At 64.9% G+C, this 15,139-nt stretch carries 11 protein-coding genes; 10 read left to right on the top strand and 1 reads right to left on the bottom strand.

Features of this window, described 5'->3' with window-relative positions; translation table 11 throughout:
- Nucleotides 1-59: 59 nt before the first annotated feature.
- Together CFB50_RS30050 and CFB50_RS30045 are read left to right on the top strand one after the other, a co-directional pair.
- Nucleotides 60-932, top strand: a complete 873-nt coding sequence (locus tag CFB50_RS30050) for an amidohydrolase family protein (RefSeq protein WP_089448190.1) — start codon at nucleotides 60-62, stop codon at nucleotides 930-932.
- 188 nt (nucleotides 933-1,120) lie between these two features.
- A complete protein-coding gene (locus CFB50_RS30045; protein ID WP_069253028.1) occupies nucleotides 1,121-1,885 on the top strand; it encodes a FadR/GntR family transcriptional regulator in 765 nt (254 codons plus the stop codon).
- Between the two features lie 30 nt (nucleotides 1,886-1,915).
- On the opposite strand, the gene CFB50_RS30040 is transcribed toward CFB50_RS30045, so the two are convergent.
- The gene (locus CFB50_RS30040) at nucleotides 1,916-3,157 is read right to left on the bottom strand and encodes an NAD(P)/FAD-dependent oxidoreductase (RefSeq protein ID WP_069252324.1); all 1,242 of its coding nucleotides are present in this window, start codon (nucleotides 3,155-3,157) and stop codon (nucleotides 1,916-1,918) included.
- Between the two features lie 218 nt (nucleotides 3,158-3,375).
- On the opposite strand from CFB50_RS30040, the gene CFB50_RS30035 reads away from it, so the two are divergent.
- The 8 genes from CFB50_RS30035 (at nucleotide 3,376) to CFB50_RS39090 (ending at nucleotide 14,972) form a co-directional block, all read left to right on the top strand.
- Nucleotides 3,376-4,101 (top strand): SMI1/KNR4 family protein, encoded by a 726-nt coding sequence (locus CFB50_RS30035; protein ID WP_089448189.1) that lies wholly within the window; start codon nucleotides 3,376-3,378, stop codon nucleotides 4,099-4,101.
- A gap of 377 nt (nucleotides 4,102-4,478) precedes the next feature.
- Nucleotides 4,479-5,186, top strand: a complete 708-nt coding sequence (locus CFB50_RS30030; protein WP_089448188.1) for a YfiR family protein — start codon at nucleotides 4,479-4,481, stop codon at nucleotides 5,184-5,186.
- Complete coding sequence (locus CFB50_RS30025) at nucleotides 5,183-6,451, top strand: diguanylate cyclase domain-containing protein (protein ID WP_089448187.1); 1,269 nt, start codon at nucleotides 5,183-5,185, stop codon at nucleotides 6,449-6,451. Before CFB50_RS30030 ends, CFB50_RS30025 begins: the two co-directional genes overlap by 4 nt.
- Nucleotides 6,452-6,536: 85 nt before the next feature.
- Nucleotides 6,537-7,046, top strand: coding sequence for an OmpA family protein (locus tag CFB50_RS30020; RefSeq protein ID WP_089448457.1), 510 nt, complete (start codon nucleotides 6,537-6,539; stop codon nucleotides 7,044-7,046).
- Nucleotides 7,047-7,450: 404 nt separating this feature from the next.
- Nucleotides 7,451-9,589, top strand: a complete 2,139-nt coding sequence (locus CFB50_RS30015) for a type VI secretion system Vgr family protein (RefSeq protein ID WP_069252320.1) — start codon at nucleotides 7,451-7,453, stop codon at nucleotides 9,587-9,589.
- Between the two features lie 17 nt (nucleotides 9,590-9,606).
- Nucleotides 9,607-10,065: a DcrB-related protein gene (locus CFB50_RS30010; RefSeq protein WP_069252319.1), complete on the top strand. Its 459-nt coding sequence runs from the start codon at nucleotides 9,607-9,609 to the stop codon at nucleotides 10,063-10,065.
- Entirely contained in the window at nucleotides 10,062-14,399 is a 4,338-nt protein-coding gene (locus tag CFB50_RS30005) for an RHS repeat-associated core domain-containing protein (protein WP_256979344.1), read from the top strand. Before CFB50_RS30010 ends, CFB50_RS30005 begins: the two co-directional genes overlap by 4 nt.
- 9 nt (nucleotides 14,400-14,408) lie before the next feature.
- Nucleotides 14,409-14,972 (top strand): hypothetical protein, encoded by a 564-nt coding sequence (locus CFB50_RS39090; protein ID WP_144020713.1) that lies wholly within the window; start codon nucleotides 14,409-14,411, stop codon nucleotides 14,970-14,972.
- Nucleotides 14,973-15,139: the final 167 nt, after the last annotated feature.

Raw genomic sequence — 15,139 nt, 5'->3', positions numbered from 1 at the left:
CGTTGCGTCGAGCGGCGGCGGCGCGCGCCGCCGCCGCGGCGACCGGACACGAGGGCATCATGGGTGCAGCGCGTATCGATTCCCATCAGCACTTCTGGCGCTATCGCGCCGCCGATTATCCGTGGATCGGCGCCGGGATGGGGGTGCTCGCGCGCGACTACCTGCCCGACGCGCTGTGGCCGCTGATGCATGCGCAGGCGATCGGCGCGTCGATCGCGGTGCAGGCGCGCGCCGGGCGCGACGAGACGGCGTTCCTGCTCGATCTCGCGCGCGACGATGCGCGCATCGCGGCGGTGGTCGGCTGGGAGAATCTCGCCGCGCCGCAGCTCGCGGATCGAATTGCCGAATGGCGCAGCCCGAAGCTGCGCGGGTTCCGTCACCAGGTACAGGACGAAGCCGATGCCGGCGCGTTCGTCGCGGAGCCGGGCTTCAACCGCGGTATCGCGTGGCTGCAGGCGAACGGCTACGTGTACGACGTGCTCGTGTTCGAGCGCCAGTTGCGGGACGTGTGGGCGTTTTGTGCGCGGCACGACGCGCACTGGCTCGTGCTCGATCACGTCGGCAAGCCCGCACTCGCCGACTTCGAGCGCGACGACACGGCGCTCGCGCGCTGGCGTGCCGTGTTGCGCGAGCTGGGCGCGCTGCCGCATGTCGTGTGCAAGCTGTCGGGGCTCGTGACCGAGGCCGACTGGAAGCGCGGGCTGCGCGGGAAGGACGTCCGGCGCATCGAGCAGTGTCTCGACGCGGCACTCGACGCGTTCGGCCCGCAGCGGCTGATGTTCGGGTCGGACTGGCCCGTGTGCCTGCTGGCCGCGTCGTATGACGAAGTTGCGTCGATCATCGAGCGCTGGGCCGAATCGCGGCTGTCGGCGGCCGAGCGCAACGCGCTGTGGGGTGGCACCGCCGCGCGTTGCTACGCGGTGCCGACGTGAACGCGCGGGCGTATGCGTTGGAACGTGGCTTCGTCGGACGAATGGCGATGGGTGCCGCGGTGTGCCGATGGTTGCGGTCGCATCGATGCTTCACCCGATGCCCGGGGCCGAACCTTTAGAATATGCGCAAACGGTTGCGTGCGATGCGCGCGGCCGTCCGGAACGAAACCGATCACCAGTCCCGACGTATGTCCATCCAGCCGATTCAGAACCGCCGTCTCTACCAGCAGATCGCCGACAAGCTCAGTGCGATGATCGAGTCCGGCGATTTTCCGCCGGGCAGCTACCTGCCGCCCGAGCGCGAACTGGCCGAACAGTTCGGTGTGTCGCGCACCTCGGTGCGTGAGGCGCTGATCGCGCTCGAAGTGAGCGGGCTCGTGAGCGTGCGCGTCGGCGATGGCGTGAAGGTGCGCCACCCCGAAACGGCTGCCCCTGAGCCCACGCCTGTCCCTGCGGAAAAGGCCGCGCCGTTCACGATCGTCGAGATCGATCCCGAACTCGGCATTGCACTCGACCTCGATACCGAAATCCCGCCGTTCGCGTTGCTGCAGGCGCGCCGTCTGATCGAGCCTGAAGCGGCGTCGCTGGCCGCGAAGCACGGGTCGGACGAGCAGATCGAAGGGATCCACGAGGCGTTCCTGCGCAACCAGGCAGACAACCTCAGTGGCTCGCTCACGCATCCGGGCGACCGGCTGTTTCACATCCGCATCGCGGAAGCGAGCGACAACGCCGCGTATGCGCTGATGATCAAGCAGCTGCTCGCGCACAAGTACGACCCGATGTTCCAGCGGCTGCAGTCGCTGTACATGCCGAACGACATGCCGCACCGGTCGGAACTCGAACACCGCGCGATCCTCGATGCGATCCGCGCACGCGACCCGGACGCCGCGCGCCGCGCGATGGCCGAGCATCTGGACGAAGTGATCCGCATCTTCGGTCGCGCGCTCGATTGAGCGCGCGTCGAAGCGTGATCGGTTGCCCGTTCAGAAGCGATCCGCGCGATACGGCGCCGGATCGGTGAACGGCGCTTCGCCCGTCATCATTTCGGCCAGCAGGCGGCCGGTGACGGGGCCGAGCGTCAGCCCGTGATGGTTGTGGCCGAACGCGAACCACAGCCCGCGATGCGCGGGCGCGGGCCCGATCACCGGGCGCATGTCGGGCGTGCACGGCCGGAAGCCGAGCCAGGGTTGCGGGTCGAGGCGCTCGCCGAAACCGAACACGGGCCGCGCGACGCGTTCCGCGCGTTCGAGCTGCACGCCGGTGGGCGGCACGCCGCGCCGCGCGATCTCGACGCCGGTCGTCAGCCGCAACCCGCGCTTCATCGGTGCGATCACGTAACCGTATTCGCGATCGACGATCGGCGCCGACGGCACGCCGCGCGCGGACGGCGCGTAGTGCATGTGATAGCCGCGCTTCTCGCGCAGCGGGATCGTGTAGCCGAACTTGCCGAACACCGTGTCGGACCACGGGCCGAGCGCGACGACCACGGCCGGCGCGGCGGCCAGGCCGTCCTGCGTCCGGACCTGCCAGCCCGGCGACAGCGCGTCGAGGCTCGCGGCGTCACCCGTCAGCAGCGTGCCGCCGCCTTGCACGAAGAGTTGCGCGTACGCTTTGACGAGCGCGGACGGGTCGACGACGCTTTTCGGATCGAGCCAGTGCAATGCGCCGCAGAAGCCGGGCGCGAGGCTCGGTTCGTGCGCGCTCAGCGCGGCGGCATCGAGCGGCGTGATGCCGAGCCCGTGGCGGCGCGCAGTGAGTCCGGCTTCGGCCACGCTGCGTTCGAACGCGGCCGGCGTGCGGAACGCTTCCAGCCAGCCGTTCGCGCGGATGAGTTCGCCGGCGCCGGCCCGCGCGATCAGCGCGTCGTGCTCGACGATGCAGCGCTCGATCAGCGGCAGCATGTCGCGCGACGCCGCCGCGTGACGCAGCGGCGCCGATTCCCACCAGAAACGCGCGAGCCAGGGCGCGAATGCGGGCAGCGACGCGCTGTGCCAGTAAAGATCGGTCGAGCGGTTCAGCGCATAGCGCATCAGCGTGAACGGGCTGCGCGGGAACGGATACGGTTCGACCGACGAGCGCTCGATCAGCCCCGCGTTGCCGAAGCTCGTGCCTTCGCCGGGCGCGCCGCGATCGACGAGGGCGACCTTGCGTCCTCGATCCTGCAGGTGAAGTGCCGCGGAGACGCCGACGATGCCTGCGCCGAGAACGATGACGTCGAAATCCATCAGTGGTGAATGACGGTGAGCGGCGCGCGCCCGCGATGAGGCGTATGCGCCCGGGTTGGAGAGCAGTTCGAGCTGCAAGCATACTCGCGGCGGCGTGGGGCACCAAGAGGACGCGCGCGGCCTGCGCACGACAGGTGGCCCGCGCGCGACGATTCGCGATCGTCGTGCCGACGCGGGCAATAGAATGCGCGGGTTCCAGCCTTCGAGGGTGACACGCGATGATCGAGTTGACCGCATCGGTTTATGCGGCGGAGTTGAAGCGCTTCCGGGCGACCGGCAGCGTCTGGCTCGCGGCGGACGAGATGCCGGCCGATGTCGACGTGCCGCCGGCATGGCGCGCGCTGCTCGCCGCGCCGGACGACATGCTGACGGAGACGCTCGTGCGGATGTGGGCCGGCATCATCGATCGGCTGCCGGCCGTCGCGCAGTTCTTCCGCGACAAGCTCGCGCGTCCGGCCGTGTTCCGCAATGACGGCGGCGACGTCGTGCTGCTGTATCCGTACACGGTCGGGCACGACGACCTGAATTTCTTCATCGGCCGCGCGCCGTTGGGCGAGCGGCGGCCGGGTGATGCGTCACCGTGGCCTGCACTGCCCGACGATCTGCGACGGTTCCATCAATCCGTGCATGACGGCTGGACGTTCTTTCCCGCGCATTCGATGGGGCCGTTGCCGCTCGCCGATCACGCCACGCTCGCGGACAAGCTCGACCTGGCGCCCGCAGCGATACGCAAGCTCGGCGTGAACCCGGATCTCGTGTGGGCCGTGTTTCATAACGGCAGCGGTGACTGGCTGTGCGTCGATTCGAGCGAAGGGGCCGGCGGTGGCAACCCGGCCGGGCGGTTATGGTGGCACGAGCGTCCGACCGAGCTTGAGCGCGTGGATTTCTGGGCCGTGATGAACGCGTGGTTCGAGATCTTCGTCGAGGAAGCTGACGAACGGTAGTTGTTCACGGCGTTTTCAAGTCATCGCGAACAGCGTGCCCGAGTGCGTACGTATGGGTGCACGTCATTCCTCGCAGATGTATTCAATGCGATGTGTCGACGACGACGTCCCCCGACAGAACGTATGAAGTTTGGCATCCTCGAGCATCCAATCCGCTGATCAATTTCCCGACGTCGACACCGGATCGACATCGGCAATACGTTCGCGCGCAACTGCCGATTCCGCATACTTTCCCCGTTTCTCGCGGGTGTTTCCCACTGGTTGGCGATGCGAATTTTTACCTAAGATGAAGCCATCATGCGCGTAATTCGGTGCCTGCACGCGCATGGAGGGAGGCGGGAGGCAGCGCCGGAGCGACGCCAGCGGATGTTGCCATCATGGATGCGAAAGTGTGCGCGTCTGCTGTCAGTCTCGCGACTGCAGCGACGCCAGCGGACGTGGCGGCAATCGCCGCGCGAACGGCGCCCGGCCGTCCCGGCCGAACCGCTCCGCTGCACCACGCGCTGGTCGCAATCGTTTGCGTTCTGGGGGCCGCCCAGGCCATGCTTGCCGGAGCTTCCGCCGACGCGCTCGATCCGGCCGACACGGTGCGCATCGTTGCGCCCGCAAGCCCCGCGGATCCCGCCGATCCGGCTGTTGCGACACACGACACGGCCGTGCGTCAGGTCGTGCTGGGCATCATCAGTTTCACCCGCTGGCCGACGACACCCGTGCGCCTGCATCTATGCGTCACGGGCCGGCCCGACTATGCGGGCGGCCTGACCGATACGCTGCAGGCCGGCTCGACGCTGCTCGACGTGCAGCGTGTGCGCTTCGACGATCCCGCGCTCGGCATGGCCTGCGACATCGTCTATCTCGGCAACCTGGGCGCGGATGAACGCGCGCGCGTGAGAGCGGCGTTAGCCGGCCATCCGGTGCTGACGATTGCGGAACACGATCCATCCTGCACCGCGGGCGGCATGTTCTGTCTCAACGTCGACGGCGAACGCGTGTCGTTCGACATCAATCTCGACGCGGTCGCACGCAGCGGCGTGCGCGTGCATCCGAACGTGCTCAGTCTCGCACGGCGGCCGGGGGCACCATGACACGACCCGTCCGGCCCGTTTCGCTGTCGCGCGTGCCGCGCCCGACGCTGCAAAGCGTGCTGCGTCGCGCGCACCTGCGCCTGGCGTTCGTCGCCGTCGCGATGGCCGCCGTGTCGTTGATCGTGGTGGCCGTGATTGCATTGCGTGCGTATGCCGGCAACAACCTGAACCTGCTGGCCCGTTCGCTCGGCTATACGGTGGAGGCCGCGCTCGTGTTCGGCGACCGCGTCGCGGCGGCCGAGGCGATCGGGCTGATCGCCATCGATGAAGATGTCGCGCAGGTGGTGGTCACGGATAGCAAGGACCAGCCGTTCGCGACGTGGCAATTGCCCGCCGGTAGCGGGATCGCGCGGCTCGAACGCGTTGTCGCCGACCTCGCGCTGCCGGGGCCCGTGACCGCGCCGGTGGTACACGACGGCATCGTCGTCGGTCAGGTCGTCGTGCGCGGCCGTGGCCATCAGTTCTTCGGATTCCTGCTTGGCGGCGTGGGCGGCATTCTCAGCTGCCTGGCCGTCAGCGTGATCGGTGCGTACATCAGCTCGAAGCGCCTGCTGCGCAGCATCGTTTCGCCGTTGCGCGCGCTGGCCGGCGTCGCGCACGCGGTGCGGCGCGAACGTGCGTTCGCGCAGCGCGTCGAGCCCACATCGATTGCCGAACTCAACCAGCTCGGCGACGACTTCAATGCATTGCTCGACGAATTCGAAGAGTGGCAGAACACGCTGCGCGACGAGAACGCGTCGCTCGAACACAAGGCGACGCACGATGCGCTTACGGGGTTGCCCAACCGCGTGCAGTTCGAGTCGCGTCTCGCACTTGCCCTCGGCGAAGCCGCGGTGACGGGGCAGCGGGTCGCGATCCTGTATCTCGATTGCGACCGCTTCAAGGAAATCAACGACTGCCTCGGCCACGACGCCGGCGACGCGGTGCTGATCGGCATCGCGTCACGGCTGCGCACGCAGGTGCGCGAGACCGACCTGGTCGCGCGCCTGGGCGGCGACGAATTCGCGGTCATGCTGCCGGCCGTGCGCGAAGCGGGTAGCGTATGTCGTATTGCTGACGAGATCTTGTCCGGTATGGCGCCGTCGATCGAGCTGTCCGACGGCCGCGTGGTGGCCACCATGATGAGTGCCGGCGTTGCGCTGTATCCCGATCACGCGTCGGATGCGAGCGGCTTGCTGCGGGCGGCGGATGCCGCGATGTACCGCGCCAAGCGCGCCCGGCCAGGCTCGTGGCAACTGGCGGAAGGGGTCGCGGGGGCGGCCTGAGGTGCATCGTTTCACGCTGCGGGCGAGGCCGCGGCAGTGGGTGGAGAGCGCGCTCGCGATGCGCGTGCAATCGAAGAGGTCAATGATGAACAACACGTTTCCGGTGGGCATTGGGCGCATGTGCGTCGGCAGCGCGCTGCTTTTGTGCATGCTGCTGGGAGGCTGCAAGACGCCGCCGCTTCATCGTGGATTGACGCAGACGCAGGTCACGGCGCTCAAGTCGGCCGGTTTCCAGGAAACCCAGCAGGGTTTCGAGTTCGGCTCGGCCGGGCCGATCCTGTTCGATTTCGATCGCTACAACCTCAAGCCCGATGTGCGGCGGATCGTCGAAAGGATCGGTCGCACGCTCCACTCGGCGGGGATCAACGGGGTACGGGTCTATGGATATTCGGACCAGGAAGGCCTGGACGAGTATGACCTCGAGTTGTCCAGGCGGCGGGCGGAGGTCGTTGCCCTCGAACTGGTCGACGTGGGGCTCGATGCAAAGCGCATCGCGATCGTCGGGAAAGGGAAGAGCGATCCGGTCGGGGACAACAGGACGCCGGGAGGAAGGGCGCAGAACCGGCGGGCGGCGATCGTGGTGTCGCCGCGGTGACTGGTGCGGTTTCCTGGACGGTGTGAAAGTAATTTGAAAGCTATGGAAGACATCCGATCGAACGCGACGACCGGCAGCGTGTAGCGGCACCGCGGCGTTTGCAAGCGCGCGTTCCGTTCCGAGCGTTCGCACTATTTCATCGTGACCGGGGGCGATGCTTCGCCCCGTACGGATCTGTCACACGTTTCATGCAGATTGTGTCCTGTTCCGCGCGTGCCGGCGCGGCGATTCGGCATGGGCAGCCGCGTCCGGGCGGCCGGCCGCCGGCCTGTTTTCGGACTATCGGGGGCCCGAACGGAAACGTTTGCAGATGTCTTTCACGCGTCCGGATTTTGTCCTACATTATCGGGGCTTCGGGCCGGTCAGCCGGCACCAGGAACCTGAGAACACAAGAAGGAACAAGAATGAGTTTCGCACCGAACGGGGGTATTCCCACTGGAATGGGCGGTAGTGCGCTCGGCTCGTTGAGCGCGCTCGGCGGTCTCGCCGGCCCGGTTGCGTCGAGCGTCGCCGGCAGCCTCGGGCCGCTCGCGGGCCTGGCCGGGCACGTCGACACCGTCCAGCGCGCGATGCAGCTCGCGCAGACCGGCTTCTCGCTGATGGACAAGACGCCCGGCGCGATCGCCGAGGCGATCAACGGTGCCGCCAACCCCGCGCGCCTGACCCAGCTCAACCGCTACGTGACGCTCGATACGCCGCTCGGCCCGGACGTGCTGCTGGTCAGCGCCGCCGTCGTCGACGAGCACGTGAACCGGTTGCCGGAGATTCACCTCGACCTGCTGTCGCATCGCCACGACCTGCGCCCCGAGGATCTCATCGGCCAGCAGGTCAAGATCCGGTTCGACCAGCAGGCGCGCCTGTCGACGCTCGAGCGTGTCGTCGCATCGGGCGCCGCCGACAACGATCGTTACTTCGATGGCTACGTCGCGTCGTTCGACCGCGCCGGCAACCCCGGCAACGTCACGCAATATCACCTGACGGCGGTGCCGTGGTTCTGGTTCCTGACGCGCTCGACCGACTGCCGGATCTTCCAGAACAAGACCGCGCAGGACATCCTCACCGAGATCTTCCAGGAGCACGGCTTCTCCGATTTCGTGTTCGATATCCGGACGAGCCAGAAGCCGCTCGAGTACGTCGTGATGTACCAGGAGAGCTACTACAACTTCTGCGCACGGCTGATGGAGCAGGAGGGGCTGGTCTGGACGCACCGCTACGAGAAGGACAAGCACATCCTGGTGATCGGCGATTCGAACCTGCTGTTCCGCCCGATCGACGGGCTCGCGACGGTGCCGTTCGCGGCCACCGAGGCGAGCGAGGACAGCGGCATCGACCAGTTGCACGAGGGCCGGCGCTTCGGCGTGGGCAAGGTCACGTTCCGCGACTTCAACCACCAGAATCCGTCGTCGCCGCTGATGCTGGTGGAGGCCGGGCCGCAGAACCTCAAGCATGCGCGGCTCGACGCGACCGAGCGGTTCGAACACCAGTCGCTGTACGACCACGGCGACGACGGCAACCGCTACGCGCGTTTCGCGATGGAGGCCGAGGAGGCGCAGGCCCATCGCTATACCGGCGGCGGCTACGCGTGGCGCATGACCACGGCGGGCGCCGTCACCGTGGCGAATCACCCGGTGCTCGAGAACAACCAGGAATACGTGATCCTGCACGTGCGTCACGAGGCGGTGAACGACTACACGCAGCACAGCGCGAAGCTGCCGTATCGCAACAGCTTTGCGCTGCTGCCGAAGAAGATTCCGTACCGCGCGCCGCGCGGCACGCCGAAGCCGGTGATTCACGGCACGCAGTCGGCGATCGTCGTGGGGCCGAAGGGCGAGGAAATCTACACGAACGGCAGCGCCGTGAAGGTGCATTTCCCGTGGGACCGGCGCGGCAAGAAGGACGGCTCCGATTCGATGTGGGTGCGTGTATCGCAACCGTGGGCGGGCGACGGCTGGGGCGCGGCCGCGATTCCGCGGATCAAGCAGGAAGTGCTGGTCGCGTTCAACCAGGGCGACCCGGATAACCCGGTGATCGTCGGTCGCGTGTTCAACGGCGAGCAGGGCAACCCATACCATGGGGCGGCCGGCGAGACGATGGGGATCAAGAGCCAGACGCACAAGGGGCAGGGGTCGAACGAAATCCGCATGACCGACACGAACGGCATGCAGGAGTTCTTCATGCATGCGCAGAAGGACATGAACACCGTCGTCGAGAACAACGAGACGCACAAGGTGCTGGGGCCGATGCGTACCGTGCTGGTGGCAACGGGGAGTGAAGAGAAGCAGATCCCGCAGGGCAACCTGACCGAGACGATCGCCGAGAAGCGCAGCACGACCGCGACCACCGTCGAGGTGATGACGCCGGCCAAGGATGGCGGCGGCGGCACTCAGGTTTACATGGCCGAGCGCGGCATCCTGCTGAAGGTGATGGACAGCTCGATCTCGCTCGCGCCGGAAGGCATCCGCCTCGAGCACAAGGGCTCCGTGATCCTGATGACCGACGACGGCGTGATGATCAACGGCACGCGCATCGATCTCAACAAATAACTCGAACGAAACCAGCCATGCACTACGCAATCCACGAAGGCACCTTCGAACTGCCGGACGCGGCGCTCGACCGCACCGTCAACATCCTGATGATGAACGTCGGCCCCGGTGGCCTCAATCTCGTGATCGCCCGCGGACGGTTGCGCGACGGGGAGAATCTCGACGCGTTCGTCGCGCGCGAATGGGAAGTGGCGTCGCGCGATGCCAGGATGCTGACCGAGAAGGCGCGTCGGCCGGTGACGGTCGGTTCCCGTGCGGGCGTCCAGATCGATTCCACGCTCGAGCGGGACGGCAGGCTCTGGCATCAGGTACAGACGATGTTTCCGTCGGACGACGCCGGCCGCGTGCTGGTGATGACGTTGACCAGCGCGGCGCCGCTGACCGAAGAACAGCAGGCGATCGCCGAACGCATGCTCGCCAGTTTCCAGCCGCGCGCGGCGCGGCCGTCCTTGCTCGGGCCGGGTGACGCGTCGTGAGCGCGGAAAACTTCGCGGCCGCTCGCTTCGAAGATCCGATCCAGCACACGTCGCTCCTGGGTGAGCTTGTCGGCACGGTCGGGTCGGTGGTCGGCGGGGCCATCGTCGGTGCGTTGGTGGCAGAGGCGATGGAGGGGCTGATATTCGCCGGCCTCGCCGCGCTCGAAATCGGTACGGCAGGGTTGGCGACGCCGCTCGTGATTGCGATCGGTGTAGGCGTGGCGGTCGGCTCCGGCGCGCTGATGGAAGCGAGCGGCATGAACGATGCCATCGACGACGGCGCGAAGTCGGTGGCCAATTCGCTCGTGCCGCCTGAGATCAAAGGCAAGATCGCGAGTGGGTCGGGGAACGTCTACGTCAACAACAAGCCGGCGGCGCGGGCGGCGAAACCGGGCGATCTCGATACCGTTGCGTGTACCGATCATCCCGGGCCGCAGATGATTGCCGACGGGTCGGGCAGCGTTTATATCAACAATCAACCGGCCGCGCGGGTCGGTGACAAGACGACATGCGACGGGACGATTGCCGAAGGCTCGGACAACGTTTTCATCGGCGGTGGGACGCAGCGGGTGCGGGATGTGAAGTCGGCTACTCGGCTCGGGTGGCTGGGGGCTGCGCTCGGTATCGCGCTCGCGGTGTGCGGCCGCGGGAAGATGAGCTGGGGCGACTTTCTGAAGAGCAAGGCACCGTGTATCGCGATGAATTTCGCGGCGGGTGCGTTCGGAACCTGGCTGGGTAGTCTGGCGAGACCCTCGGCGGGGCATCCGGTCAACGTCATTACCGGCAGCAAGGTGCTCGATGGCACGGACGATACCGACTTCGTCCTGCCCGGGCCGCTGCCGATCGTCTGGCAGCGTTTCTATAGCAGCCTCGATGATCGCGCCGACAGCCTGTTCGGGACAGGGTGGAGCGTGCCGATCAGCGTCGAGCTGCGACTCGCGCGTGAACATGGCGAGGTGGTGTCGATCACGTACTGGGACGAGCAGGGGCGCGATATCGTGTTCCCGGCCGTGCCGCCGGGTGAGAGCCATTTCAGCGTGCCGGAAGGTATTTACCTGATCTGCACTGAGGGCGGCCACTATGTGGTCGAGACGGTCGACGGTGTGTATCGCGATTTCGGTCGTGCTCGTACCGATGCGGATGGCGAGACGCTCACGCTCTGGCGTCTCGAGGATCGCAACGGTAACTGGATCGAGGTCGAGCGAGAAGCGCACGATGAGGTTGTGCGGCCTGCGCGGTTGCACGATAGCGCCGGTCGCTTGCTGACACTGTCCTACGACAAGTTGCATCCGCAACGTATTGCCGCGATCGAACTGACCCGTGGTGTCGACGGTGAACAACCCGACACGCTGGTGCGGTACGCGTACAGCAACGCCGGCGAGCTGGCGGCCGTTACCGATCGGAGCGGCCATATCGGGCGACGCTTCGCATACGAGCATGGGCTGATGGTCCAGCACACGTTGCGTGGCGGCCTGCAGTGTTTTTATGCGTGGCAGGGTGTCGGCCGCAACGCGCGTGTGGTGCGCCACTGGACCAATGACGGCGAAGCGTACACGTTCGACGCGGATCTCGCGCAGCGGTCGGTGACGATTACCGACCAGATCGGTCGCGTGACGCGCTGGACGTGGAACGAGGATCAGCAGCCGACGAGCCATACGGATGCCGAAGGCCACGTGTGGCAGCTGGAGTGGAACGCGAAGCGGCAGTTGGTCAGCACGACCGATCCGGCCGGGAACACGACGCGCTTTGAATACGACGAGCGCGGACGTCAGACGCAGCGCATCGATGCGCTCGGGCAGGTCGAGCGGACCGAGTGGAACGGGTACTACGACCTGCCCGTAGCGGAAACCGATCCGGCGAATTCGCGCTGGATCTATCGCTACGACGATCGCGGCAACCTGACGATGACGCGCGATCCGGCGGGTTTTGCGACCGAGTATCACCGGGACGAGCGTGGGCTCGTGCATACGATTCGCGATGCGCGGGGTGGGTACAAGTTCCTTGAATGGAATGGCCGTGCACAGTTGACGTCGTATACCGATTGTTCCGGCAAGGTCACGCGGTTTGCGTATGACGCACGTGGTGCGCTTTCGCGCGTGACCGATGCGGCCGGGCAGTCGACCGTGTACGAAACGGATGCGATGGGGCGGGTCACGGGGATCGGGACGGCCGATGGTGCTCGTCAGGCGTTCCGGTATGACTTGGCCGGGCGTCTCGTCGAGGTTGTCGATGCGAATCAGCGCAGCACGCGGTATGAGATCAATCCGCGTGGACTACTGCTTTCTCGTACTGACGCGGCTAATCGTGTCGTGCGATTCGGGTACGACGATGCGTTCCGGCTCGCGAGCTTGACCAACGAAAATCGTGAGTCGTATCGCTTTCAGTATGACCGTCGCGACTTGGTGGCCGCGCAGATCGGGCTCGATGGTCACAAGCGCACATACGAATACGACGTGTGCGGCCAAGGCACGATCGTGCGGGATGGAAAGATCGAGACGCGATACGAGCGCGATGCGATCGGGCGACTGACGGCGAAGCAAGCTACGCATGAGCGATGTGAGTACCTGTACGACAAGGCGAGCCGAATCGCGTCGGCCGAGTTGTACACGTTGGGGGCTCGTGGTTCGTCGCTGAAGAATCGGGTCAGCCTGAAGTACGGGCCGCGCGGTGAGGTGCTCGAGGAATACACGCCGACGGGCTGGTTTGCGCATACCTATGACGAGCTTGGCAACCGCGTCAGCACCACGATCTCGGGCGAGCGCACGATCGACTGGCTGCATTACGGGTCGGGCCATGTGCACCAGATCCGCGTTGACGGTGCCGCAGTCGCCGACATCGAGCGCGATGATCTGCATCGGGAAGTTCTGCGGACGCAAGGCAAGCTGACGAGTCATTTCGGGTATGACGCGGTTGGCCGTCGTGCCCGGCAAGTTGCACAGCGAGGCAGGGCGGCGGACGAGTTGCTGGCAAAGCAATGGCAATACGACGCTGTGGGAGATGTGATCCAGAAGCGGGATCTGCGCTATGGCACGACGAGCTATCGGTATGACCCGACCGGTCGCATTGAACAGGCGGCCGGGCCGGGATTGCCGTCGGAAGTGTTTCGTTGGGATGCGGCAGCCAACCTGGTGTCGAGCGATCACCCGGGAGGTTTCGTAGAGCACAACCGGCTCAAGATGTTCGAGGACAAGCGGTTCGAGTATGACGTCTATGGGCGGCTGGTTCGCAAGTTGAGTGGGCACGGGCCGGCCAAAGAATTGGTACTTGAGTACGACGACTGGAATCAGTTGAAGACCGTCGTGACGAAGGACCGGCTTGGTGTCGGGACGACGCATTTCGAGTACGACGCGTTCGGTCGGCGGATTCGGAAGCTCAATGGGGGCTATGCGAGTACGGACTTCCTGTGGGACGGCATGCGGCTCGTGCAGGAGACGTACCACGATCGTCAGGGCGAGGAAGCGCTGACGTACTTGTATGAGTCCAACAGCTATGTGCCGCTGGCACGGATCGACCAGGGCAAGGCGGCGGCTAACGACGCCAATGCACGGGATGCGGTCTACTATTTCCACAACGATGTGTCGGGGTTGCCGGAGGAACTGACTAACGCCGATGGCGAGCTGGTCTGGCAGGCTCGGTACAAAGTGTGGGGCAACGCCGTACAGGAGGAGTGGATCGCGCGGGCTCCGCAGCAGTCGGTGCCGGAGTGGGGCGAGGTGCAATTGGCTTCTGCAACACCTGCCCACGTGCCGCGGCCGCAAAACTTGCGTTTCCAAGGACAGTACCTGGATCGGGAAACCGGGCTGCACTACAACACGTTCCGGTTCTACGATCCGGATATAGGACGCTTCATCAATCCGGACCCGATCGGCTTGCTGGGGGGGACGAACCTCTATCGGTACGCTGCCAATCCGTTAGCTTGGATCGATCCGTGGGGCTGGGCATGTGGTGAACTTAGCGGGAAGGCACAGGAAGTCCATAATTTGGCCGGTGGTGGGGATGCACGCTCAATTCGAAATTCAACAGTATCTATCGTCGAGGCCAATGTGAATGGCAAGCCGCAGCTGTTTGCAGCGGGAAGCGGAGGCCGACTAAGTCCGGCACAACGACAAGCGCTTATGAAGATGGGGGTGCCTGAAGAAAACATCTTCTACGGCAAAAGATCTATCGATGGTTTTGATAAGCTTGAGAACCATGCAGAGAGAATTATTTTGCGCAATCTTCCCGAAGGGGCTGAGGTTAGTCGCTGGGGTATCTCTTGGGGCGGATTGCAAAGAAATGCGTCGTGTCCTTCGTGCCAGCCCCACGTGGACCAAGCTGGTGGGATTTTTGATTAGGAGATGAGTATGTTCGATATCGAGGCACATAAAAAATATCTCGAATCAATTCTTGCTACAGGGAAGTTCGATAACCTTGCTCGCTTTGGTGTTTGGTGTTGCATTGGGCTTGCGCACGATGACTCAATATTCGAGTTCCTTGCCACGCATGCGGGGGGTACAAGCACGCAGATCAGACAGCGAGTTGGCGACTACTTGGATCAAGTGTGGAATGGAAACGAAAACTCCAATCCGCTAAGTGATCTGGAGCAAGTGGACTGGGATCCTGATGCAGTCGAAATGGAAGACGACGCTGCGGCCCAGGGGGCGACTGATTTGCTGGCGGGGCTATCCTTTTTGGCTCAATGGTGTACTGGGCACAATGTTGAACGATTGGTTGCATGCGCCGAGGTTCTGATAAATCGGATTGACTACTTGGAAAGTTTCGAGTTGATTGGTGGGCATGCGGCGAATCCGGTTGAAAATGAAATGAACGCACAGAAGAACTTTGCCAGGGATCTTGTTGCAGGAATCTTGTCCGATCAGGACAAGAGGAAATATCACGAGTGGCTATTCAATCTCGGAACACCTTGAACCACAAACCTGTGCAACGAGCGTGTAAATAGCGGCGGTGCGGTAGTTGGTGTCGATGTACGGCAGCGTCGTGAACATGCCTAGGGGGAACGTGCTGGTGTTCCGTACCGTGCGGGCGTTGAAGATCAACGGCACGCCGCCGCCGAGTTGTCCGCCGCCGACAAAGG

This window comes from Burkholderia sp. AU33423 (genome assembly GCF_002223135.1).
In the GTDB taxonomy this organism is placed as follows: Bacteria; Pseudomonadota; Gammaproteobacteria; order Burkholderiales; family Burkholderiaceae; genus Burkholderia; species Burkholderia lata_D.
This window is presented reverse-complemented; position numbering and strand designations above follow the sequence as displayed.